Source organism: Rhizobium sp. BT03, from assembly GCF_030053155.1.
GTDB lineage: Bacteria > Pseudomonadota > Alphaproteobacteria > Rhizobiales > Rhizobiaceae > Rhizobium.
On the sequence record NZ_CP125640.1, the window covers coordinates 2,401,046 to 2,424,436 of the forward strand.

The 23,391-nt window shown below is 61.6% G+C and carries 25 protein-coding genes and 1 tRNA gene; 8 read left to right on the forward strand and 18 right to left on the reverse strand.

Translation table 11 applies throughout. The annotated features are described in order from the left end of the window. Nucleotides 1–8: 8 nt before the first annotated feature. From QMO80_RS11885 to QMO80_RS11920, 8 genes are all read right to left on the reverse strand, one after another. Nucleotides 9–1,016: a type II secretion system F family protein gene (locus QMO80_RS11885; protein ID WP_283196794.1), complete on the reverse strand. Its 1,008-nt coding sequence runs from the start codon at nucleotides 1,014–1,016 to the stop codon at nucleotides 9–11. Nucleotides 1,017–1,020: 4 nt separating this feature from the next. Further along, nucleotides 1,021–2,496 carry a CpaF family protein gene (locus tag QMO80_RS11890; RefSeq protein ID WP_064835829.1) on the reverse strand — a complete coding sequence of 492 codons (1,476 nt, stop codon included), beginning with the start codon at nucleotides 2,494–2,496 and terminating at the stop codon, nucleotides 1,021–1,023. 31 nt (nucleotides 2,497–2,527) lie between these two features. Next, nucleotides 2,528–3,805: a CpaE family protein gene (locus tag QMO80_RS11895; protein WP_283196795.1), complete on the reverse strand. Its 1,278-nt coding sequence runs from the start codon at nucleotides 3,803–3,805 to the stop codon at nucleotides 2,528–2,530. A 14-nt stretch (nucleotides 3,806–3,819) separates the two neighbouring features. Beyond that, on the reverse strand, nucleotides 3,820–4,578 hold the full coding sequence (locus tag QMO80_RS11900; RefSeq protein WP_283196796.1) for a CpaD family pilus assembly protein: 759 nt from the start codon (nucleotides 4,576–4,578) through the stop codon (nucleotides 3,820–3,822). Then, nucleotides 4,575–6,074, reverse strand: coding sequence for a type II and III secretion system protein family protein (locus QMO80_RS11905; protein ID WP_283196797.1), 1,500 nt, complete (start codon nucleotides 6,072–6,074; stop codon nucleotides 4,575–4,577). The genes QMO80_RS11900 and QMO80_RS11905 overlap by 4 nt, the downstream gene beginning before the upstream one ends. Nucleotides 6,075–6,086: 12 nt before the next feature. Continuing rightward, nucleotides 6,087–6,902, reverse strand: coding sequence for a Flp pilus assembly protein CpaB (cpaB, locus tag QMO80_RS11910; protein WP_283196798.1), 816 nt, complete (start codon nucleotides 6,900–6,902; stop codon nucleotides 6,087–6,089). Nucleotides 6,903–7,012: 110 nt separating this feature from the next. Then, nucleotides 7,013–7,525, reverse strand: a complete 513-nt coding sequence (locus QMO80_RS11915; protein ID WP_283196799.1) for a prepilin peptidase — start codon at nucleotides 7,523–7,525, stop codon at nucleotides 7,013–7,015. Between the two features lie 125 nt (nucleotides 7,526–7,650). Further along, nucleotides 7,651–7,836 carry a Flp family type IVb pilin gene (locus tag QMO80_RS11920; RefSeq protein ID WP_012559574.1) on the reverse strand — a complete coding sequence of 62 codons (186 nt, stop codon included), beginning with the start codon at nucleotides 7,834–7,836 and terminating at the stop codon, nucleotides 7,651–7,653. Nucleotides 7,837–8,214: 378 nt separating this feature from the next. Here QMO80_RS11920 and QMO80_RS11925 point away from each other — a divergent pair, with 378 nt between their 5' ends. The 7 genes from QMO80_RS11925 (at nucleotide 8,215) to QMO80_RS11955 (ending at nucleotide 13,695) form a co-directional block, all read left to right on the forward strand. Further along, nucleotides 8,215–8,625, forward strand: coding sequence for a pilus assembly protein N-terminal domain-containing protein (locus QMO80_RS11925; protein WP_283196800.1), 411 nt, complete (start codon nucleotides 8,215–8,217; stop codon nucleotides 8,623–8,625). Between the two features lie 115 nt (nucleotides 8,626–8,740). Continuing rightward, nucleotides 8,741–9,376 (forward strand): TadE/TadG family type IV pilus assembly protein, encoded by a 636-nt coding sequence (locus tag QMO80_RS11930; protein ID WP_283196801.1) that lies wholly within the window; start codon nucleotides 8,741–8,743, stop codon nucleotides 9,374–9,376. Beyond that, nucleotides 9,376–9,957 (forward strand): TadE/TadG family type IV pilus assembly protein, encoded by a 582-nt coding sequence (locus QMO80_RS11935; protein WP_283196802.1) that lies wholly within the window; start codon nucleotides 9,376–9,378, stop codon nucleotides 9,955–9,957. The genes QMO80_RS11930 and QMO80_RS11935 overlap by 1 nt, the downstream gene beginning before the upstream one ends. Before the next feature lie 112 nt (nucleotides 9,958–10,069). Beyond that, on the forward strand, nucleotides 10,070–11,290 hold the full coding sequence (locus QMO80_RS11940; protein WP_283196803.1) for a phosphopentomutase: 1,221 nt from the start codon (nucleotides 10,070–10,072) through the stop codon (nucleotides 11,288–11,290). After that, the gene (locus tag QMO80_RS11945; RefSeq protein ID WP_283196804.1) at nucleotides 11,287–12,255 is read left to right on the forward strand and encodes an adenosine deaminase; all 969 of its coding nucleotides are present in this window, start codon (nucleotides 11,287–11,289) and stop codon (nucleotides 12,253–12,255) included. Before QMO80_RS11940 ends, QMO80_RS11945 begins: the two co-directional genes overlap by 4 nt. A 113-nt stretch (nucleotides 12,256–12,368) precedes the next feature. Beyond that, a complete protein-coding gene (gene upp, locus QMO80_RS11950; protein ID WP_049734167.1) occupies nucleotides 12,369–12,998 on the forward strand; it encodes a uracil phosphoribosyltransferase in 630 nt (209 codons plus the stop codon). Between the two features lie 127 nt (nucleotides 12,999–13,125). Then, entirely contained in the window at nucleotides 13,126–13,695 is a 570-nt protein-coding gene (locus tag QMO80_RS11955) for a TIGR02281 family clan AA aspartic protease (RefSeq protein WP_283196805.1), read from the forward strand. 6 nt (nucleotides 13,696–13,701) lie between these two features. On the opposite strand, the gene deoA is transcribed toward QMO80_RS11955, so the two are convergent. From deoA to QMO80_RS12000, 9 genes are all read right to left on the reverse strand, one after another. Further along, complete coding sequence (gene deoA, locus QMO80_RS11960) at nucleotides 13,702–15,009, reverse strand: thymidine phosphorylase (protein ID WP_283196806.1); 1,308 nt, start codon at nucleotides 15,007–15,009, stop codon at nucleotides 13,702–13,704. A 1-nt stretch (nucleotide 15,010) separates the two neighbouring features. Further along, nucleotides 15,011–15,787, reverse strand: a complete 777-nt coding sequence (gene deoC / locus QMO80_RS11965) for a deoxyribose-phosphate aldolase (protein WP_283196807.1) — start codon at nucleotides 15,785–15,787, stop codon at nucleotides 15,011–15,013. A gap of 114 nt (nucleotides 15,788–15,901) precedes the next feature. Continuing rightward, nucleotides 15,902–16,702, reverse strand: coding sequence for a purine-nucleoside phosphorylase (locus tag QMO80_RS11970; RefSeq protein ID WP_283196808.1), 801 nt, complete (start codon nucleotides 16,700–16,702; stop codon nucleotides 15,902–15,904). Then, nucleotides 16,699–17,088, reverse strand: a complete 390-nt coding sequence (locus QMO80_RS11975) for a cytidine deaminase (protein ID WP_283196809.1) — start codon at nucleotides 17,086–17,088, stop codon at nucleotides 16,699–16,701. The genes QMO80_RS11970 and QMO80_RS11975 overlap by 4 nt, the downstream gene beginning before the upstream one ends. Nucleotides 17,089–17,090: 2 nt before the next feature. Beyond that, nucleotides 17,091–18,062 (reverse strand): ABC transporter permease, encoded by a 972-nt coding sequence (locus QMO80_RS11980; RefSeq protein WP_283196810.1) that lies wholly within the window; start codon nucleotides 18,060–18,062, stop codon nucleotides 17,091–17,093. Between the two features lie 10 nt (nucleotides 18,063–18,072). After that, entirely contained in the window at nucleotides 18,073–19,176 is a 1,104-nt protein-coding gene (locus tag QMO80_RS11985; protein ID WP_283196811.1) for an ABC transporter permease, read from the reverse strand. A 7-nt stretch (nucleotides 19,177–19,183) separates the two neighbouring features. Next, nucleotides 19,184–20,695 (reverse strand): ABC transporter ATP-binding protein, encoded by a 1,512-nt coding sequence (locus QMO80_RS11990; protein WP_283196812.1) that lies wholly within the window; start codon nucleotides 20,693–20,695, stop codon nucleotides 19,184–19,186. An 88-nt stretch (nucleotides 20,696–20,783) separates the two neighbouring features. Continuing rightward, a complete protein-coding gene (locus QMO80_RS11995; RefSeq protein WP_064835792.1) occupies nucleotides 20,784–21,776 on the reverse strand; it encodes a BMP family protein in 993 nt (330 codons plus the stop codon). 314 nt (nucleotides 21,777–22,090) lie between these two features. Continuing rightward, nucleotides 22,091–22,408 carry a hypothetical protein gene (locus tag QMO80_RS12000; protein ID WP_003589247.1) on the reverse strand — a complete coding sequence of 106 codons (318 nt, stop codon included), beginning with the start codon at nucleotides 22,406–22,408 and terminating at the stop codon, nucleotides 22,091–22,093. A gap of 227 nt (nucleotides 22,409–22,635) precedes the next feature. On the opposite strand from QMO80_RS12000, the gene QMO80_RS12005 reads away from it, so the two are divergent. Continuing rightward, a tRNA-Ser gene (locus QMO80_RS12005) sits at nucleotides 22,636–22,725 on the forward strand. A gap of 186 nt (nucleotides 22,726–22,911) precedes the next feature. Here the strand turns inward: QMO80_RS12005 and QMO80_RS12010 are convergent. Next, a complete protein-coding gene (locus QMO80_RS12010; protein ID WP_283196813.1) occupies nucleotides 22,912–23,388 on the reverse strand; it encodes an Lrp/AsnC family transcriptional regulator in 477 nt (158 codons plus the stop codon). Nucleotides 23,389–23,391: the final 3 nt, after the last annotated feature.

Below are 23,391 nucleotides of genomic sequence, written 5' to 3' on the forward strand. Positions count from 1 at the left end.
CCTTCCGGCTAAATGTCAAAATTGACCATGTTCCGCATGACGAAGATGCCGATCGACATCCAGATCGCCGAGATACCCATGATGAGGTGTCCGCGCGGATCGGTGAAAAGGATCATCATGTAGCTTGGCGACGTCAGATAGACGAGGGTCGCGACGATGAAGGGCAGCGCACCGATGATGACCGCCGACGCCTTGGCTTCCATCGAAAGCGCCGAGACCTTGGCCTTCATCTTCCGGCGCTCGCGCAGCACCTTGGAGAGGTTGCCGATCGCTTCCGACAAATTGCCGCCGGCCTGTGACTGGATGGCGATGACGATAGCGAAGAAGTTGACCTCCTGGAGCGGCATATGGAGCGTCATGCGGGCGCAGGCGTCGGGAATGCTGAGGCCGACCTGCTGTGCCTCGATCACCCGCCGGAACTCGCTCTTGACCGGCTCTGTGCCTTCGGTGGCGATTAGGCGGATCGCATCGTTGAGCGGCAGACCCGATTTGATCGAGCGGGTGATGACGTCAAGCGCATTGGGGAGCTCGTTGAGGAACTTGTTCTGGCGGCGCTTGATCAGGAAACCGACGATCCAGCGCGGCAGGCCGAGACCGGCGACGACGGCAATACCGATCATCACCATCGGCGACATGCCGATGATGAAGGCCATGAGCAGCAGCACGCAGGCGAAGACGGCACTGATCAGATAGAATCTCCCGACCGTGACCGCCAGACCGGCCTGCTCCAGCCGGGATTTCATCGACAGGGTCTTCTTGGTCTTTTCGTGCTGGCGCTTTTCCAGATCCTTGAGATTGTCCTGCACCGATTTCCGGCGCTTCGACATTTCCTGCACCCGGTCTCGGGCAGCCTTGACCTTCACCCGGTCGCTTTCGGCCGATTTGACGCGGTCGATGCGGCTTGCCGATTTCTTGTCGGCCTCGATCCGGGAATACATCAGCGCATAGGCGACCGCCGCCGCGGCGACGGCGGCGAGGACGACAATTGCCAGCACTATCGGATCGAACCCGAACATCTCGCTAATCCTTCGTTTTCGCTTCCATCGCGTCGAGGGCGGCGGCCAGACGCTTTTCCTCGTTGAAGTAGCGGGCGCGATCCCAGAAATGCGGCTTGCCGACGCCGGTCGACATATGCCGGCCGATCAGGCGGCCGCCGGCATCCTCGCCTTCGATCTCGTAACGCATCAGGTCCTGGGTGATGATGACGTCGCCTTCCATGCCGATCACCTCGGTGATCTGAGTGATGCGGCGCGAACCGTCGCGAAGGCGCGCCGCCTGGACGATCACATCAACCGAGCTGGAGATGATCTCGCGCACCGTCTTTGCCGGCAGGGTGAAGCCGCCCATGGCAATCATCGATTCGATACGGCTCAGGCATTCGCGCGGCGTGTTGGCGTGGATGGTGCCCATCGAGCCGTCGTGACCGGTATTCATCGCCTGCAGCAGGTCGAAAACTTCAGGTCCGCGCACTTCGCCGACGATGATGCGCTCGGGGCGCATACGCAGGCAGTTCTTGACGAGATCGCGCATGGTAATCTCGCCCTCGCCTTCGATATTCGGCGGGCGTGTTTCCAAGCGTACGACATGCGGCTGCTGCAGCTGCAGTTCTGCCGTATCCTCGCAGGTGATGACGCGTTCGTCCCTGTCGATATAGTTTGTGAGGCAGTTCAGCAGCGTCGTCTTGCCCGAGCCGGTGCCGCCCGAAATGACGACATTGCAGCGCACGCGGCCGATGATCTGCAGCACGGTCGCACCTTCAGCCGTGATCGCGCCGAAACGGACGAGCTGATCAAGCGTCAGCTTGTCCTTCTTGAATTTGCGGATGGTGAGTGCCGGCCCGTCGATCGACAGCGGCGGCGCGATGACGTTGACGCGGGAGCCATCGGGCAGGCGGGCGTCGCAGATCGGGCTCGATTCGTCGACGCGGCGGCCGACCTGGCTGACGATGCGCTGGCAGATCGAGAGAAGCTGCGCATTGTCGCGGAACCGGATCTCCGATTCGATCGTCTTACCGCCGACTTCGATGAACGTCTGGCCGGCGCCGTTGACCATGATGTCGGCGATATCGTCGCGCGCCAGCAACGGCTCCAGCGGACCGTAGCCGAGCACATCGTTGCAGATATCCTCGAGCAGCTCTTCCTGCTCGGAGATCGACATCGCAAAGTTCTTGATGGTGATGATGTCGTTGACGATGTCGCGGATTTCCTCGCGCGCGCTTTCGCCGTCTAGCTTGGAAAGCTGGGAGAGATCGATCGTATCGATCAGTGCGGAAAAGACCTGCGCCTTGGTGTCGTAATATTCGTCGGTGCGAACAGGGCGCTTGCGCTGCGGCGTCTGCATCGGCGGTGGCGTCACCTGCTGGCGTGCGGGCTCACGCGAGGGTTCGACCAGAATGGAGGGAGCAGCGGCCGCAGGGGCGGCAGCCGGAGCCGGCGGCGGGGGAGCAATTGCCCCTCCGACCTTTCCGGAACCTTCATTTCCGCGTTTTCCAAACATGCCGCTTAATCCAATCTGCTTGTTCTGCTTGCTACTTGCGCTTCAGGAGGCCCAGCAGGCCGCCCTTCTTCGCCTTCCTTATCGCGACACGGCCGGTGACGACGTGCGATATCTGCGAAAAGGTCTCCGCCGTCGGCGATTTCGGGTCGACCTCAGAGATCATCCGGCCGCTGTTGGCAGCGTTGCCGAAAAGATTGATGTCGAAGGGGATGATCGCGATCGGATCGATCTCCAGAGGCTCACAGAAATCCGACGGTGAAATCTCCGGGCGTTTCGGCATGCCGACCTGGTTGAGGACGAGATGCGGCGGCTTGTCGTTCGGCCGCATCTTGCGCAACGCATCCAGCATGTTCTTGGCATTGCGCAGGTTGGCGAGATCGGGAACCGCGGTGATGACCACTTCGTCGACGCTCGACAGCACCGAGCGTGTCCATTCCGACCATGCATGCGGAACGTCGAGCACGGTGACGGGCGCGCTGCGCTGCAGGACATCGAGCACCGGCTGGAAAGCCTGGCCGTCGAAATCATAGGCGCGGTCGAGCAGCGAGGGTGCCGCCAGCAGGGAGAGATGCGCGGAGCATTTCGTCAGCAGACGGTCGAGGAAGACCTCGTCGAGACGATCGGGCGCGAAGACCGCTTCGGCGATGCCGAGCGCCGGATCCTGATCGAAGTCGATGTTCGCCGTGCCATAGGGCAGGTCGAGATCGGCCAGGATCGTCTCGGTGGAGAAGAGATTGGAAATGCCGAAGGCGCAATTATGCGCGATGGTCGAAGCGCCGGTGCCGCCTTTCGAGCCGATAAAGGCGATACTGCGGCCGAGCGGCTCGGCTTCGGGATCGACGAAGATCGAAGCCATCGACGCCAGAATATCGGGCATCGCGACGGGCTGGACCATATATTCGGAAATACCGTTGCGGATGAGTTCGCGATAGAGCCCGATATCATTGTAATAGCCGACGATCACCACCTTGGTTGTCGGATCGCAGACGGCGGCGAGCGGCGCCAGTTCGCCGAGCAGGCTCCCGGAATTCGCCTTGGTCTCCAGGATGATCAGGTTCGGCGTCGGGGCGCCTGAGAACATGTTGGCGGCAGCGGCGATGCCGCCGCTGGTGATGCGCATGCTGACCTTGGCCATGCGCCGGTCATTGGCGCAGCGTTCCATGACCTGCTGCAGCGCTTCGCTCTCGCAAAAGGCATGCACGGAAATACGCGGCAGCGGCCGCATGTTTTCCAGATCCGCCATGCGCACCGCCTCTTCGGCGTGGCGAAGCTCGCTCGGATTTTTGATTTCGTATTCGATCGCGCTCATCGTGCGGTTCCGTCTCAGAAGCTGCTGTCGCTGCCGGCGACATCCTCGATCGTCGATGTCGTCGTGCGGTATTCCTGGATCGCATTGTTGCGCCGTTGCGCGTCGATCGGGGTCATGCCGCGCGGCGCCACCAGATCCTCAGGATTGGCGATCTGGGCCGCGAGGTTGTTCTGCGAGGCGCAGCCGAAATTATAGTAATTCTGATTGGTGAAATCGTTCGAGATGTCCTTCGGCCACTGGCCGCACTGCGTGGTCACCGCAGTGGTGCCGGTAAAGCTCAGCCGAATCGGCGCCGCGTCGCCGGGGCCGACCGCGGCATAGGAGGTGTTGACGATTTTCGAGCTTGCAATTCCCCTCCTCGCCAGCTCGGCCCGGACCTGATTGCGCAGCTGATAGGCGGCGGCCGAATTCGGCGAACCCTGCGGCGACAGCACGTAAACCGGACCCGAGGCGCGGGCGATGTAGTTTGCGGCAAAACCGCGGATGAGATCACGCTGGGCAATGGTCAGGCGGCGATCGGTGGAGGCGACGGGTATATCGACCGTCTGCTCCGCTTCGGTCACGATGATCGGGTGGCGGGCGCGATAGTCGTCGGGAATGCCGCCTGTTGTCAGCTGGTCGTGCGGACCGGCGCATCCGGAAAGGATCACCGCCGAAACGCCGGCTGCGGCCAGCAGCGCCTTCGAGATTCCGAGGCGGGGTGTCGTCGAATTGATATGGGTCATCGCCTGATCTCTGTTCTCTTCCATTGCTGCCGACCGTGCCCCGCTCATTTGTAGATGAACCCGATCGAGCCGTGGAACTGCGCATCGGCCACGGGCGCCTCGCGGCGGCCATAGACCTTGTTGACACGGTTGAGGAAGAAGGTCGCACCGTCGTTTTCAGGGCTGAAATTATCGTCCGGCCGGTTGAGCTGATTGCGCGCCACCGGACGCACCAGATAGGGCGTCGCGATGATAACGAGCTCGGTTTCCTGACGCTCGAAACCCTTCTGGCGGAAGAGCGTGCCGAGCAGCGGTATTTTCGAAACACCGGGTGTGCCGCCCATCGTCTGCGAGACGTTGTCGCGGATCAGGCCGGCCAGCGCGATCGAGCCGCCCGAGGGCAGTTCCACCGAGGTTTCCGCCGAGCGGCGCTGATAGGTGGCGTTGCCGCTGCCGGCGACCGGTTCGGAGACATTCGTCTTGATCTCAAGGCTGATGCGTCCCGATGAGAGCACGACCGGCTTGAAGGCGAGGTTGATACCGTAGTTGAACGGCACGACGGTGACGTTGCCGTCGTTGTCGGTCGTCGAATACAGCTGTTGCCCGCCGGAATTGAAGGTCGCCGCCTGGCCCGATATCGCCGTCAGCGTCGGCTCGGCAAGCGTCTTGACGACCTTGGCCTGCTCCAGCGCGTTGAGGTAGGTCGAAATGTCGTATTTGCCGATCGAGCTCTTGAAAAGCGCCGCCAGCCCGCCGCCAACCGTCGAAGCGGCGCTGTCGGCGCTGGGGGTCCCGAGTTGGGCAACCGTCATGCCGGAAGAATTGGAAACCAGATTGTCGAAGCCGAGCTGTTTCAGCACTTCTCGACGGACTTCGGCGATCGTCACCTTGAGGGTAACCTGGTCCTCGCCCTCGATCTGCAGCAGGTTGACGACCTGCGAGGCTTGACGGCCTTCGGCAAAGAGCGCCACCGAACTGTCGCCCCCGGTACCGGATGCCGTCTCGGTTCTGGTCGTCGCTTCGCCGCCCTTCAGGAAGACCTGCGCCAGATCGGCCGCCTGTGTGGCATCCTGCGGCGTGCGCACGGTGCCAGTCAGCACGATGTTGTCGGAGACGATTTCGACGTTGATGTTGGAGTCTGGAATGAAGCGGCGGAGATTGACTTCGAGGCCGGACACGTCACGCTCGATCTCGATATCGAGATTGACGATCTCCTGTCCGCCGGCGCCGAAAACGAAGATATTCGTCTGGCCGACCTTCTTGCCGAACAGGTAGATGCGCCGCGAGGTGCGGGTGACGGCGTCGGCCATGGTCGGATCGGAGACGAGGATATCATGCGCATCCTCGGGCAGATCGACGACGACGGCCTTGTTCAGCCCGAGCTTCAGCCGGCGGTGGGCATCGCGGCCAGTCTGCGAGATGCGGACCAGGTTTTCGGATTCGGCACGCGCCTCGCCTGAGCCTAGAAGCGGCGCGAAAGAGGCCGGCGCAATACCGGAGACGCCGACTGCCAGCGAGAGGCAACCTTTCAGGAGAAGCCTGGCGCGCCGCTTTGAATTGCCCATTTGCACGTCCTCTTACTCCGCCTTCGGCGCTGCGCCGGCATCGGTAACGATGGCGCCCGATTTGATAACCTGGATGATCGCACTGCCGTTGTCGCCGCTCAGCAGATAGTCGGCGGCGCTGGTATCCTGCTCCTGCGCATCGGCGACCGAACGCAGCGCCAACGACAGCCGGTCCGCCATCTGCTGGGCGACGGCGAGAACCTTCGTCTGATCCGGCGTGAGCTCAAGCGTGGCGGTGGTGCCGACCACTGATTTCGAGCCGTCGTCTTTTTCCTGGATCTGCTGGTCGATGGCGAGGACGCGGACATTGCTCAGTACGGTTTCGGTGATGAGCTTGTTGGCCTCGGCGCCCTTGCGGACCATGATGACGTCGACGCGGTCGTTCGGCAGGATGAAACCACCGGCGCCCGTCGCCACCGATATTTCGGTCGCGACGGCGCGCTTGCCGGCCGGCAGCAGCGAGGAAAGGATGCGGCTATTGGAATCGGCGACCTTTTCCGGCCGGATCGGCTCACCTTCGAAGATCGGCAGGCGCACGACGGCACCCTGCAGATCCTTGATGGCGTCCGGCTTCTCGGCTTCCGTGATGAGGCCCGGGACGACGCCGCCCTGCGGCCAGGGCATCCAATGAACCGTCTGGTCGCTCAACCTTTCGCCGACCGCCAGATTGGCGCTCGAGACGAGGATGTTGACGGTCGGTTCCTTCTCGATGACCGACTGAACCTGGGTGACCACACCGCCACTGCCCGCCATTTGCATCGCCAGGAAGCCGGCGAGGCCGGCTGCCACCAGGGCGACAGCTAGGATTATAAGGCGGGCCGGTTTCATCGATCATTCCTCAGGGCACGATATGTTCGCCCCGTAGAATGCTCAGCAATTGGTATAATTATGGTTAATGGAACGCTTACATTTTAAGTTAACGGTCATTTAAAATGCCGTTATTTCAGGCTTTCCAGCGTGGTGAGGAAGAGCGGCGAGGACGGGAAGGCCATGAAGCCGCCGATCGCGATGGCGATGCCGTAGGGGATCTTCTTGGCGAACAGGACCGAATTCGGCACCGGCAGGCCGATGGCGAGGATCGTGTTCGATTGCGCTCTGACCAGCAGAATCAGCAAGGTGATGAAGCCGCCGATGATGGCAACATCGGTCATCAGGAAAAGAAGGGATTCGTTCAAGCCAAACCAGAGCGCCGTGGCGCTCAACAGCTTGGCGTCGCCGCCGCCCATCACATTGAAGGCAAAAAGAGCGAAACAGGCGGAAAAGACGATGGCGGCTGCGGCGATATGCATGCCGATCGCTTGCAAGCCAAGGCCGGAAAGGGGCGCGAGAACGAAGAAGGAGGCGATGAGGATCAAGGAAACGCGATTCGGGATCGTCATTGTGAACAGATCCGAGAAGGCCGCCATGGCCAGGCAGAGTGGCAGTATCACGAAGACTGCAGCTGCGATCATGCGTATACCCGATCCTGACTTGATGCGAAAAGGCTCACGGCCGTTCAGCCTGTGAGCCCGCTCGATAGTTCGGCCGAAGCAAATTCGGCCGGTATTAGGCAGATGCCGCGTCGGCAGCGCTTATCTTAGTTGGCCGCCGAAGTGGCGCCGTCCATCTTGGTGCTCAAGCCGTTGAACGTGTTGCCGATCTTGCCACCGAGGGCCGTTGCGCCGGTGATGAGCGCTACGGAAATGAGAGCGGCGATCAGGCCGTATTCGATTGCGGTCGCGCCGGATTCGTCCTTCAGAAAACGGCTAAAAAGCTTGGTCATGGTAACTCCTAACTCCAGTTGATGTTCAGCACGTCCGCCAACTGTTGCCGTTGATCGGATGACTGCAACCTAGCGAATGGGCGTTTCTATCGACTTAAGGAAAAGAGTTAACGAGATTTGAACGAGACAACATGCCTTTGTAGAGTAAGTATTTTCTTACGGGCTTACCTCTATATTTAACAATATTCCCGCTATACCACCTGCATTCATCCGAAAATAGCACATAGCACGATGTCCAACCGCCGCGTGCGCCTCAGAGGCCGTGCCATATCGGATCATCGCGCCTCATTCCGGAACAAGGCTGCTGGCTTAAGGCTTCGTTCACCATTTTTTTCCATTCTATGTCGATATTGCGCTGTGATCGTGAAAGAGGACCAAATGTCATCGAGCGGCAAAACCATTTTCTTTGCCGGCATGATCGCCGCTTTCGGTGTTTCGCGAGTTTCCGCGGCCGCAGACGATGACATGCTGCGTGTCTATATGGATCACGCGCGCGTATTGAAGCTCGATCGCCCTGTCAGCAAGGTCATCGTCGGCAATGCGAAGGTCGCCGATGCGACCGTCGCCGACGCCAAGACCATCGTGCTGACAGGACGCAGCTTCGGCACCACCAATCTGGTGCTGCTTGATGCCGACGGCAATGCCATCCTCGACGAGCGCATTCTGGTGTCGATCGATGAGGGCAATACGGTGCGCGTTTACCGGCAGACCGAACGCTCCGTGCTGTCCTGCACGCCGAACTGCGAGCAGCACGCCCAGCAGGCGGCGACCGGCACCACCTCCCCCTGATCGGCTTTCCCTCACTTCTTCGGCCATTCGTTAAAATCGTCGCGTCAGACTGAAACGGAAAATCAACGAACGGACCCTAGTGTGGCGGACAGAGAATGTCGCTCGGGTCCAGGCAATGACGGCAATTGATCAGAAGACGGATAAGGCGCACTCCCCAGCGCCGTTCCGATTCTTGCGGTTTCGCGCTCTCGCCCGCTCGCGCGAGGGGGCTGCGGCGATCGAATTCGCCTTGCTCGCCATTCCCTATTTCCTGGTGATCTTCGCCATCCTCGAAACCTTTGTCGCCTTTGCTGCCGAGGAACTCGTCTCCAACGCCGTCGATACGATGAGCCGCAAGATGCGAACCGGGCAGATCACCTATAATCTCGGCCGCACGACCGATATGAACCAGACGCAGTTCCGTCAGGCTTTCTGCGATGAGATTTCGATCCTGATCCGCTGCTCGACGAGCGAAGCGGCTACGCCGAGCAAGCTCTACGTGGATGTGCAGACGTTCAGCACCTTCTCGGCCATTCCGACGACAATTCCCAAGCTCTCCACCGCCAAATATGCCGACATCAACACGGCGGCCTTCAAATATACGCCGGGCGGCGCCGGCACGATCAACATGGTCCGCGCCTACTACCGCTGGGAAATCATCACGGATCTGGTCCGGCCTTATATCACGACGATACGGCCCTCCGACGGTTCGATGCCGAATTATTATCTGATCGTCGCCACTGCGGCCTTCCAGAACGAGCAGTATCCATAATGGCGCTGCGCAACCCGTTCACCAGGCTGGTATTGACGGCGCGGCGGCTGGCCCGAGACCGCAAGGGCGCCGGAGCGATCGAATTCGCGATCCTCTTTCCCGTGCTCGTCATGCTCTATATCGGCGCTTTCGAGATCACCATCGGCCTCAGCGTCAGCAAGCGGGCGACACGCGCGGCAGGCACGGTGGCCGACCTCGTCACCCAGCAGCAATCCGTCACCAAGAGCGCGCTCGCGCAGATGCCGTCGGTCGCAAACTCGATCTTCGTGCCCTACAACACGACGTCGCTGACGCTGAAGATCACCGGGATCACCGTCGACGCCGGCGCCAATGCGAAGGTGCTCTGGTCCTGGGCGCAGGACGGGACGGTGCCCTATGCCAAGAACACCGCCGTGTCCAACGTGCCGTCCGATATGAAGACGGCGAACAGCTTCCTGGTTCGCACCGAGCTCAGCATCCCCTATACGATGTTCCTGTTTGCGCCGAACTTCATGCCGGACGGCATGCGCACGATCACCATCAGCCGCAGCTATTTCTACCGCCAGCGGCAAGGCGACTCGATCCCCTGCGGCGACTGCTGACGCCGCTTTTGCCTCGTCCCGAATTTGCCAAGCCGGCCGCAGCATTATATGCGTGAGGCTCTGCCGCCTCTGACATTTCCAGAGGCTGGCGATCGGCTCTCTCGGGTGTAAAATGGCACGTGCCTTTCTTTTCGTTCTGGATTCCTTCGGCGTCGGCGGCGCGCCGGATGCGGCGGCCTATGGCGACGAGGGCGCCGATACGCTCGGCCATATCGCCGAGTTCTGCGCGGCGGGTGCCGGAGACCGCGCCGGATTGCGCAGCGGGCCGCTTTCCCTGCCCAATATGTCCGAACTCGGGCTGATGCAGATCGCCCGCTCCGCCTCCGGCCGGTTTCCAGCCGGCATGCCGATCCCGGAGAAGGTCTACGGCATTTACGGCGCCGCCAGCGAAATCTCCCGCGGCAAGGATACGCCGTCAGGCCATTGGGAAATCGCAGGAACACCCGTCAGTTTCGATTGGGGTTATTTCCCGACAGAGGGCGACGCCTTTCCCGAGGAGCTCATCGAGGCGCTCTGTAGGGAGACAGGCGTGCCGGGCATTCTCGGCAACTGCCATGCCTCCGGAACCGAGATCATTGCCCGGCTCGGCGAAGAGCATATCCGCACCGGCAAGCCGATCTGCTACACCTCCTCGGATTCGGTCTTCCAGGTGGCGGCGCATGAGCTGCATTTCGGCCTCGATCGGCTGCTCGCCTTCTGCGGCACAGCGCGCGGACTGCTCGATCGCTATAATATCGGCCGCGTCATCGCCCGGCCCTTTGTCGGTCATTCCAGCTCTACCTTTCAGCGCACCGGAAACCGGCGCGACTTCTCGGTGCTGCCGCCGGAGCCGACGCTGCTCGACCGGCTGATCGAACACAACAGGCACGTGCACGCTGTGGGAAAGATCGGCGACATCTTCGCGCATCAAGGGGTTTCCAGGGTCATCAAGGCGAACGGCAACGAAGCGCTGATGGATGCCTCGCTCTCCACCATCGACGAGGCCCAAGACGGCGATCTCGTATTCACCAATTTTGTCGATTTCGACATGATTTACGGCCATCGCCGCGATGTCCCGGGTTATGCCGCGGCGCTCGAAGCCTTCGACGCGCGCCTGGCCGACGTCCATAAGAAATTGAAGCCGGGCGATCTCGTCGTGCTCACCGCCGACCACGGCTGCGACCCGACCTGGCGCGGCACGGACCATACGCGCGAGCGCGTGCCCGTCATTGCCTACGGCCCCGGCATCCGATCGCGTTCGATCGGCGTGCGCCGCAGCTATGCCGATATCGGCGAGAGCATCGCCCGCCATCTCGGCATTCCGGCCGGACCGCATGGAAGGAGCTTTCTGTGACATCGCATTTGAAGAAGGTCGAGCTGCATTGCCATCTGGAGGGTGCGGCACCTCCTGAACTGACCGAGGCGCAGGCACGTAAATACGGCGTCGATATCAGCAGCGAGCTTCGCGGCGGCGCCTATGTCTGGCATGATTTCGCGAGCTTCCTCGAATGTTACGACAAGGTTTCCGAGGTCTACAGGACCGAGGAGGACTATGCGCTTCTGACCGAGACCTATCTCGACGAACTCGCCGGCATCAATACGATCTACAGCGAACTGATCGTTTCGCCCGACCATGGCAAACGCATCGGGCTCGGCGCCGACGCCTATATCGCGGGTGTCTGCGAAGGCATCCGGCGGGCCAGGGAAAAGAGCGGCATCGAGGCGCGGCTGATCGTCACCGGCGAGCGGCATTTCGGTCCGGAGAGTGTGATTGGTGCTGCCGAATACGCGGCAAAGGCCGGCAACCCTTTGATAACAGGCTTCAACCTTGCCGGCGAGGAGCGGATGGGGCGCGTCGCCGACTATATCAGGGCCTTCGACATCGCCCGCGATGCCGGACTGGGGCTCACCATCCATGCCGGCGAGGTCTGCGGCGCCTTCAGCGTCGCCGACGCGCTCGATGCGGTGCGCCCCGCGCGCATCGGCCATGGCGTGCGCGCCATCGAGGATCTCGATCTGGTGAAGCGGCTTGCCGATCTCGGTACCGTGCTCGAGATCTGCCCAGGCTCCAATATCGCGCTCGGGGTCTTTTCCGATTTCACGTCCCATCCGCTGCGCCAGCTGAAGGAAGCCGGCGTGCGGGTGACGATCAGCTCGGACGATCCGCCTTTCTTTCATACCTCGCTTGCGCGGGAATACGAACTGGCCGCCGAGGCTTTCGGATTCAGCGACGCCGAGATCGATGCCATGACGCGAACGGCGATCGAAGCCGCCTTCGTCGACGGAGACACACGCAAGGTCCTGCTCGCCCGGCTTTGAGAGCCAAATGTTGAGCGAGGCTGGGGAAGATCGGTGCAAATTTGCCGCCACTCTTGCGGTCGGGCCGATTTCCGTGAAAGAAACATTCGACAGAAAGAATGAAAGGCTTCCCCATGGACGGCGTCACGGTCATCGATCATCCGCTGGTGCAGCACAAGCTCACCATCATGCGGCGCAAGGAAACATCGACGGGCAGTTTCCGCCGGTTGCTGCGCGAAATCTCGACACTCCTCTGTTACGAAGTGACCCGCGATCTCGAACTGACGATGGCAACGATCGAGACGCCGCTGCAGACGATGGAATCGCCGATCCTCGAAGGCAAGAAGCTGGTCTTCGCCTCGATCCTGCGCGCCGGCAACGGGCTGCTCGAAGGCATGCTCGATCTCGTCCCGTCCGCCCGCGTCTCGCATATCGGCGTCTACCGCGACCATGAGACGCTGCAGCCGGTCGAATATTACTTCAAGGCGCCTGAAGATGTGGCCGAGCGCCTGATCATCGTCGTCGACCCGATGCTGGCGACCGGCAATTCCTCGATCGCGGCGATCGACAAGCTCAAGGAACGCGGCGCCCACAACATCCGCTTCCTCTGCCTGCTCGCCGCCCCTGAGGGCATACAGAACTTCCGCGCCGCCCATCCCGATGTTCCGGTTTTCACCGCCTCGATCGACAGTCATCTCAACGAGAAGGGCTATATCATGCCCGGCCTCGGCGATGCCGGCGACCGTATGTACGGCACCAAATAACTTCAGCCTTCTTTTACCAAATCGAAAGACTTTATGGCCCGGACGGTTCGTTCCGGGCCTTTTCCTTGTCGATATTAGCAACTTGTCAGCACTTGAGGTTTAGCAATCTCGAAGCATGGAGCCCCGCATGAAGCGGGGTTTATACAGGAAGGATTTCTGTTTCATGCTCGTGCGTACCGTCATATTCGCCAGCATCGCCGCGGTGCTGGCCACACAGGCACCTTCCTTCTTCGGAAGCACCGGCCAGCAGCCTGCCGACGCTCTTTCCGCCAATTACATCTCGACCGAAAGCGACAAGCCCGCCGCACCCGCGCCGGTGTCCGCCGGCAATGCTATCCGCCTGCAGGCGGATGCGCAGGGCCATTATACCGGCAGCTTCAAGATCAACGGCAAGCCGGTGCAGGGCCTGATCGATACCGGCGCCACCTATGTCGCGCTTAACGAGACGCTCGCCCGCCGCCTCGGTTACACGGCCAACCAGCTCGATTTCCGCTACGGCGTCAACACCGCAAACGGCCAGACCAAGGCGGCGCATGTGATGCTCGACCGGGTCGAAATCGGCGGTATTCGCGTGCGTGAGGTCGAAGCCTTCGTGCTCAAGGACAACGCGCTGACGACGACGCTGGTCGGCATGAGCTTTCTGCAGAAACTCGCCTCCTATTCCGTCGCCGACGGTTCGCTCAGCCTGAAGCAGTAAACCGCGTCAGATCCGGGTCGAAATCACCGGCGACAGCTCCGGCTGTTCCTCGGTGATGCGGTAGTGCGCGGCAAGTGCGGCGGCTGCCCTTTGCGCGGCAGCATCGTCGGCGGCATGAACCAGTGCGATCGGTTCGCCCGCGCTGACGCGGGTGCCGAGCGGCAGGAGTTCGGAGAAGCCGACGCGATGGTCGATCCGGTCGGCCGGATGGCGTCTTCCGCCGCCGAGATCGATGACGCTGACGCCGATACCGCGCGCATCGCAGCCAGCAAGCCAGCCGGACCGGGCGGCCGGGACAGGTTTTTCCACCGGCGCCCTGGCGAGGTACCTGTCTGGGTTTTCGATGAGATCGGCCGGGCCGCCGAGCATGGATACCATGCGCGCGAAAACCTCGGCCGCCCTCCCCGATGACAGCGCCCGACGCGCCATCCCCTCGCCTTCCTCAGAGGAAGGGGCAATGCCCGATGTCACCAGCATCTCGGCGGCGAAGGCCAGAACGACGGTTTCGAGCCGCGTGTCCGCCTTCCCACCGGCCAGGAAATCCAAACAATTGCGCATTTCAACGGCATTGCCGGCGGCATCGGCGAGCGGTTGGTTCATGTCGGTGATCAGCGCCGATGTCGTGACACCCGCACCATTGGCCACCTCGACCAGCGACTGCGCCAGGATCTCCGCCTGGGCGCGGTCGGCCATGAAGGCGCCATTGCCGACCTTGACGTCGAGCACCAGGGTCTGAAGCCCGGCCGCCAGTTTCTTCGACAGGATGGAGGCGGTGATAAGGGGAATGGAATCGACGGTCGCGGTCACGTCGCGCACGGCATAGAGCCTGCCATCGGCCGGCGCCAGGGCGCCGGTCTGGCCGATGATGGCACATCCCGCCTGCTTCACGACTTTGTGGAACAGGCGGGCATCCGGGGTGATCATATAGCCGGGAATGGACTCGAGCTTATCGAGCGTGCCGCCGGTATGGCCGAGGCCACGCCCTGATATCATCGGAACGGCGAGACCGCAGGCGGCCGCAATCGGCGCCAGCATCAGCGAAACATTGTCGCCGACGCCGCCGGTCGAATGTTTGTCGGCGATCGGGCGGTCGATATCCGCCCATTGCAGCCGATCGCCGGAATCGGCCATCGCCAGCGTCAAGGCAACGATTTCCTCGCGCGACATGCCCTTGAACCAGACGGCCATGGCGAAGGCGCCGATCTGGCCTTCCGACAGGTGACCGGCCGCGAGGGCCGCGATGAAGGACCGGATATCGGCGGGGTCGAGCTCGTCGCCGTCGCGTTTGCGCCGGATGATCTCCTGCGGGATCATTTCAATAGCTCGATGCCGCAGCAGGTGCAGACTGTGTTCCGCTCAGAACCGCCAGGATATCGTCGAGCAGGCCGGAGGCGCCGAAGCGGAAGGTCGACGGCATCGCCCAGTCGGGCGCCATGATGGTTTCGGCCAGGCTCAGATAGAGCGCGGCATCCGCCACCGAGCCGATGCCGCCGGCCGGCTTGAAGCCGACCTTGCGGCCGCTCTCGCGAATGGCGCGGATCATGATGTCGGCGGCTTCGAGCGTCGCGTTGACGGCGACCTTGCCGGTGGAGGTCTTGATGAAATCGGCGCCGGCTTCGATGGCGAGCTCGGAGGCGCGGCGGATCAATGCCGCATCCTTCAGCTCGCCGGTCTCGATGATGACTTTCAGCAGGACGGGACCGGTGCATTCGGCGCGCACCGCCTTGACCATGTCGGTCACCGCCTTCTCATTGCCTGATATGAGCTTGCGGTAGGGGATGACCAGATCGATCTCGTCGGCGCCGTCGGCAATCGCCTCACGGGTTTCGGCGGCGACATCGGCGACTTCCATATCGCCGGAGGGGAAATTGACGACGGTGGCGATCCGCACGGCGTGGCCAGTGCCGAGGATATTGCGGGCCTGGGCGACAAAGCGCGGCCAGATGCAGATCGCGGCGCTGTTGCCGTAGGGCGTCTGCGCGCGCGTGCAGAGCGCATCGATCTGCGCCTCGGTGCAATCGTCCTTGAGATTGGTCAGATCGAGAAGGGAAAGGGCGACCGCCGCCGTTTCCCGGATGGAGTGGCTATTCATCTTTACTTCCTCTAGAGCATGATGCCGAAAAGTGTGAGCGGTTTTCTCATGACATCATGCTCTCGCTATTTAATGTAGAACAGGATTCAGACTTTAGGCCGACCCGGCCTAAAATCATCCTGTTCTGGCCGCAATCATCTCTTTCAGTATGGCGGCGAGACGGGCGCCGCCGATGGGCGCCATGTCCTTGGTTTCTTCATGGCTGAGCTCATTGCCGGTCATGCCTGCCCCATAGTTGGTGATAACCGAAGCGGCGGCAACCCTGAGGCCGAGCATTCTTGCGATGATGACCTCAGGCACCGTCGACATACCGACCGCATCGGCGCCGAGGATGCGCGCCATGCGGATTTCGGCCGGCGTTTCGAAGCTCGGGCCGGAGAACCACATGTACACACCTTGCGCCAGCTCGATCTTGAGCTTTGCCGCTGCCTTCTGCATCGCCGCAGCGAGGCCGGCATCGTAAGCGTTGGTCATGCCGACGAAACGATGATCGCTTTCCTCACCGATCAGCGGGTTCATGCCGGAATAGTTGATATGGTCGGTGATCTGCATCACCGAGCCCGGCGGCATGTCGTCGCGCAGCGATCCGGCCGAATTGGTGAGGATCAGCGCTTCGACGCCGAGCGCCTTCAGCACCTCGATCGGCAGGCGCATGGCATTGGCATCGCCCTTCTCGTAATAATGGACGCGGCCGGAGAGCATGACGACGGGCTCGCCGCCAAGACGGCCGGCGACGATCTCGCCCGCATGACCGGAGACGGCGCTGACGGGAAAGCCCGGCAGGTCGCGATAGGGAATGCGGACGGCGCCTTCCAGCTGCCCAACCAGGGAGCCGAGACCGGAGCCGAGCACGATGCCGTGGCGCGGCTTGATGGCGCCGAGCAATGCGGCGAGCAGATCGACCGTCGCCTTCATCCGAGTTCGGTCTCGAAGCTGAAGGGAAGAAGCTCTTCCATCGTCATGGTCTTCCGCACGCCCGCCTCATCGCACAGATAGATCTTCGTATCCTTGGAGGCGAATTCGGAGATCTTCTGGCGGCAGCCGCCGCAGGGCGGGCAGAGCGGCAGCTTCTCGGCAATCACAGCCATTTCGACGATCTTCCTGGCGCCGCCCATGATCATGGCGCCGATCGCCGTCGGCTCGGCGCACCATCCTTGCGGAAAGGAGAGGTTTTCGATGTTGGCGCCGGTATAGACCTTGCCGTCCTCAGCGCGGATCGCCGCGCCGACCGGGAATTTCGAATAGGGCGCATGGGCAAAGGCCATGGCGCCGCGGGCGGCTTCGAACAGATCGTGGGACATGATCAACGTTCCTTCGTATAGGGCACCCCGCCGGCCTTCGGCGGGATCGCTACGCCGATGAAGCCGGCAAGCAGGACGCAGGTGAGGATATAGGGCAGCGCCTGGAAGACCTGAACCGGCACCTCGCCGATCAACGGCACCTGCTTGCCCTGCATGAAATTGGCCAGTGCGTCGAGGAAGCCGAAGAGCAGGCAGGCAAACATCACGGGCACCGGCTTCCACTTGGCGAAGACGAGGGCGGCGAGCGCGATATAGCCCTTGCCGGCCGACATGTCCTTGATGAAGGCGGCGGACTGGGCAATCGCCAGATAAGTGCCGGAAAAGCCGCAGAGGATGCCGGCGCACATGACCGCGCGATAGCGCAGCCAGGCGACCGAGATGCCTGCCGTATCGACCGCACCCGGATTTTCGCCGACGGCGCGCATCCTGAGGCCGAAGCGCGTGCGGTAAAGCACCCACCAGGAGAAGGGCACGGCGAGGAAGGCAAGATAGGTCAGGATATTGTTGCCGGAGATGACGTTGGCGTAGAGCGGGCCGAGGACCGGTATGTCGCGGGCGGCATCGGCACCCGGCAGGATGATCGGCGCGAAACGCGACTCTGGCGACAGCTGCGGCGTGCGCCCGCCCTGGCCGAACCAGGCCTGGCCGAGCACGATGGTGATGCCGGCGATGAAGAAGTTGATCGCCACACCCGAGACGATCTGGTTGCCGCGATTGGTGATCGACGCAAAGCCGTGCACCAGGCTGAGCGCCACGGAGCAGACGATGCCGGCGCCGAGACCCAGCCAGGCGGAATCGGTGAGATAGGCGATACAGGCGGCGGCGAAGGCCGAGCCCAGCATCTTGCCCTCCAGGCCGATATCGAAGATGCCGGCGCGCTCCGAAAACAGACCGGCGAGAGCGGTAAAAATCAGCGGGATCGACAGGCGGATCGTCGAGCTCAGAACGCTGATGAAGATGTCGTAATAATCCATCGTCCGCTCCTCAGGCCCGCTTGAATTGTTGATAGAGGTGCACCATCGCCGGCCGGAACATATATTCCAGCGCGCCGGCGAACAGGATCACCAGACCCTGGATGACCAGGATCATCTCGCGGGTGATGTTCGGCATTTCGAAGGAGATCCAGTCGCCGCCCTGGTAAAGGATGCCGAAGAGGATCGCGGCGAAGATGATGCCGAGCGGATGATTGCGGCCCATCAGCGAGACCGCGATGCCGACGAAGCCGGCGCCGCCGACGAATTCCACCTGCAGGCGGGCGGAAGAGCCCATGACCGGATTGAGCGCCATCATGCCGGCGAGTGCGCCGGAGATGAGCATGGCGATGATGACGATACGCGCGTAGGGAATGCCGGCATAGTCGGCCGCCGTCGGGCTGACGCCGAGCGTGCGCATTTCAAAGCCAAGCTTGGTACGCCAGATGAGTATCCAGACAAACCAGGCGGCGAGCAGGGCGATGATGAAGGAGATGTTGAAGGGAGCGGCGCCGAGTTTGGCGCCGAACAGCTGCATGATCCAGCCGAGCTTCGGCAATTGCCCGCCTTCAAGGAAAGTGCGGGTTTCCGGCGCCATCTTGCCGGGCACGATCAGCACGTGCACCAGCAGGTACACCATCAGCGCCGCGCCGATATAGTTGAACATGATCGTCGTAATGACGATATGGCTGCCGCGTTTTGCCTGCAGGAAGGCCGGAATGAAGGCCCAGGCTGCGCCGAAGATACCGGCGCCGACGATCGCCACCGGCATCGTCACATACCATGGCACGTAACGATCGAGCGAAAGCGCCACCAGGGCGCAGCCGAGACCGCCGAGATAGGCCTGACCCTCCGAGCCGATGTTGAAGAGACCGGCATGGATCGCCACGGCGACCGAAAGGCCGGTGAAGATGAAGCTCGTCGCGTAGTACAGCGTGAAGCCGATGCCTTCGCCATTGCCGAGCGCGCCTTCAAGCAGCAGCGACAGAGCAGCAAGCGGGCTCTCGCCGATCAGCCAGACGACGAAGCCGGAGATCAGGAAAGCGACGAGGAGGTTCAAAAGCGGGATCAGGCCGTAACTGATCCAGTTTGGCAGCGGAACTGATGCAGTGCTCATATAGGCCTCACGCGGCAATGCCGGCCATCATCAGGCCGAGGGTCTGTTCACCGGCATCGGGCGTCTTTTCGCCGACCACGTGGCCGGCAAACATGACAAGGATACGGTCTGAAAGGGCGCGGATTTCATCGAGCTCGACGGAAACGAGCAGGATCGCCTTGCCCGCATCGCGCATTTCGATGATCCGGCGGTGGATGAATTCGATGGCGCCGATATCGACGCCGCGTGTCGGCTGGCCGATGATCAGCATCTTCGGATCACGCTCGATTTCGCGGGCGACGACGATCTTCTGCTGGTTGCCGCCGGAGAAGTTCGCCGTCTTCAGCCGCGGGTTCGGCGGGCGGATGTCGTATTTTTCGATCTTTTCCATCGCGTCCTTGCGGATCGCGTCGAGATCGAGCAGCGGGCCTTTGCTGTAGCCCGGGCGGCGGTGATAGCCGAGCACGGAATTCTCATACTCCTCGAATTTCAGCACCAGGCCCATGTGATGGCGGTCCTCGGGAATATGAGCGAGGCCGAGCTCACGCAGACGGGCGGGATCGGCCTTGTCGATCGTCTGGCCGTCGAGAAGGATTTCCCCGGAGGCCGGTTTGCGGATGCCGGCAATCGCCTCCAGCAATTCGGACTGGCCATTGCCGGCAACCCCGGCTATGCCGACGATCTCGCCGGCGCGCACGTCGAAGGAGACATTGTCGACCATGGTGACGCCGCGATTGTCCTTGACCGTCAGGTTGCGGACGGAGAGCACGGCAGCCCCGGGATTTGCCTCGCCCTTCTGCACGCGCAGCAGCACGCGGCGGCCGACCATCAGCTCGGCAAGCTCCTCCACCGTGGTTTCCGCCGTCTTGCGGGTCGCGACCATCTCGCCGCGGCGCATGACCGAGACCGTGTCGGTGATCGCCATGATCTCGCGCAGCTTGTGGGTGATGAGGATGATCGTCTTGCCCTGATCGCGCAGCACCTTCAGGATGCGGAAAAGGTGATCGGCTTCTGCCGGCGTCAACACGCCCGTCGGCTCGTCGAGGATCAGGATCTCGGCGCCGCGATACATGGCTTTCAGAATTTCGACGCGCTGCTGCAGGCCGACCGGCAGCTCTTCGATCAAGGCGTCCGGATCGACCTCGAGGCCGTATTCCGTTTCCAGCCGCTTGAGCTCGGCGCGGGCCGATGCGACGCCTCTCGCCAGCAGCATGCCGCCTTCGGCGCCGAGCATGATATTCTCGAGCACCGTGAAATTGTCGACCAGCATGAAATGCTGGTGCACCATGCCGATGCCGGTGGCGATCGCCGCCTGGCTGTCCCGGATGGTGACGGGATTGCCGTTGACGCGGATCTCGCCGCTGTCGGCATGGTAAAAACCGTAGATGATCGACATCAGCGTCGATTTGCCGGCGCCGTTTTCACCGATGATGCCGTGGATCGTCCCCTTGGCAACGGTGAGGTTGATGTCCTTGTTGGCATGGACGGCACCGAATTTCTTGTCGATGCCGACAAGCTCGATAGCGGGCTTATCTGTCACTGCAGGCTCCAAATAAGAAAAGGGCGCATGGCGAAAATCCCCTCCGCCATACGCCCGATCTCAATCGTCGATTACATCAGGGCGCGGATCACTTCGGGCAAGCGTTGTCCGAGGTATAGTCGTGAACCTTGATGGTGCCTGCGATGATATCGGCCTTGGCCTTGTCGACGGCCGCCTGCATTTCCGGCGTGATCAGCGATTTGTTGTTGTCGTCGATCGCGGCGCCAACACCGTCTTCCTTGACGCCGAGCGCCTGTACGCCACCGGTGAACTTGTCGTTCTTGGTGTCGGTATAGGCGTTGTAGACGGCGAGGTCGACCCGCTTGACCATCGAGGTCAGGACGGAGCCCGGATGCAGATGGTTCTGGTTGGAATCGACGCCGATCGACAACTTCTTGTTGTCGGCGGCGGTCTGCAGAACGCCGAGACCGGTGGCACCGGCTGCGGCGTAGATCACGTCGGCGCCCTGATCGATCTGGTTCTTGGTGAGTTCGCCGCCGCGAACCGGGTCGTTCCAGGCCGCACCCGTGGTGCCGGTCATGTTCTGGAAAACTTCGACATCGGCCTTGGCGGCACGTGCGCCCTGCTCATAGCCGCATTCGAACTTGCGGATCAGCGGGATGTCCATACCGCCGACGAAACCGACCTTGCCGGTCTTGGAGGCCATGCCGGCGAGAATGCCGACGAGATAGGAGCCTTCCTCTTCCTTGTAGACGACCGAACGGACGTTCGGCTTGTCGACGACGGAGTCGACGATGATGAACTTGGTGTCGGGGAATTCGGCTGCGACCTTCTCGATGGCCGAAGTCCAGGCGAAGGAAACGGCAACCACCGGATTGAATCCGCGGCTTGCGAAGTTGCGGATGGCCTGCTCGCCCTGGGTGTCGCCGGTCGGTTCGAAGTCGCGATAGGCAATGCCGGTCTCGGCCTTGAACTTCTCGGCACCGTTGTAGGCCGCCTCATTGAAGGACTTATCGAACTTCCCGCCGGTGCCGTAAACCAGGGCCGGCTTGACATCGGCGGCAAGCGCCGTCGTCGACATGGCAGCCACGGCAAGGAGAGTGAGAAGGGATTTTTTCATTGTGCAGCCCTGTTGTTGCTATTCGTTAGGGGTCCTCCCGCAAGTCCTTTCCGGACATGTCTGCGGAACCACCGACCTCCCCCCGGAGGCCTGGCTGGGCGCATCCTTGCATGGCTCACGGAAAAATTCACCAGAAATTTTTCAGGCGGTAAAGATTTGCAGCAATTGCCGAAAATCCGTTCCCAGGGGCTGTTTTTTAGACATTTCCGCCGCCGGGATGCGAAATTTCCAGCCAATCCGACAGCCCTGCCGGGCTGAGGGAAACATTGCGGCCGATCGGAGTCCCGACCGGCCGTTGTGCCAAAACGGCTTGCCTATGCGGTGAAGCGACCGGCCACCGGCGGCTTCTTATAGCCGATCATCCAGAGAAGCAGCGCGATCACCAGGAAAACGGCAAAAGCCGGCTGCAGCATCAGCCATTGGAAAATGAAAGCGTAGAAGCGCGGGTGGATATAATAGGAAAGGGAGGATTGCAGCGATGTGAGAGTTGCCGGGCTGACATCCTGCCAGGCATCGGAGATCGGCGTCACCACCACTGAGGACGCCGCAACCGACTGGATCGAATCGATGGTCCCGGCAATAACGGCCGCCGCAAGCGCGACAAGGCTGGCCAGACGCAACAGGAAACGCATCAATTCCTCCGACGCTCGTTATGCCGGACAATCCCGGCCGGCCGCGCCATTCTCCACCTTGAGAATTACATAGTCGTCGATGGGGTGAAGCACAATGGACGGGCGCAGGCGAGTTTTATCTGAAGAAGTCAAAAAACTGTTAGATTTCGGTTGATCGACAAAAATTCATCGGTATATATCGCGCCGTTCCGACGATTTGCTCCTATCCAGGCGCGAACGCCCAAGAAGGACAGGTGGCCGAGTGGTTTAAGGCGCACGCCTGGAACGCGTGTGTACGTGAAAGCGTACCGTGGGTTCGAATCCCACCCTGTCCGCCATGGTGCATTTCCGCATCCTATGTCTCCCACTGCCTGACGTCGTTTGACAAAGACCAGTTCGCATCGAAATGCGAGGATCAATTTCAGCATCCAGGCGTTGCGACGAGAGAAGCTCCGATCGCCCAGCTTGATCGAGAGATCTTCGCACTGCGCCTCGCGAACGATTTTCTTCCAGCCCGCCTATTCTCAAGGACGCTGCAGCAGGGCGCGTCCGATCGGCTTCGGAGTCTCGCTGCGCAACACCAGAGATGTCGTCACGGGGCCAAAACGGGCGATCGTGTCCACGATCGTTTCCAATTCTCCCGGCGACGGAACCAGCACCTTCAAGAGGAAACAATCCTCTCCGGTGAGGCGCAGGACTTCCATGACTTGCGGCATTTCGGCAAACTGCTTCAGACAGGCTTTGATATGTTCGTGCGTCGTGCGCAGGCGGAGCACCGCCGTCATCCCGATGCCCAAAGCGGTGTGATCGATGCGAGCGGAGTAACCGACAATGATGCCGCGATCTTCCAGCCGCTTGACCCGCTCGGATGCCGCCGGCTGAGAGAGACCGACCCGCCGACCGAGTTCGGAAATCGCAATGCGGCCATTTTCCTGCATCGCTTCGATGATAGCGAGATCGGTCGGATCGAGCATGACACGATTGTTTTCCTGAAAAGCCACGGG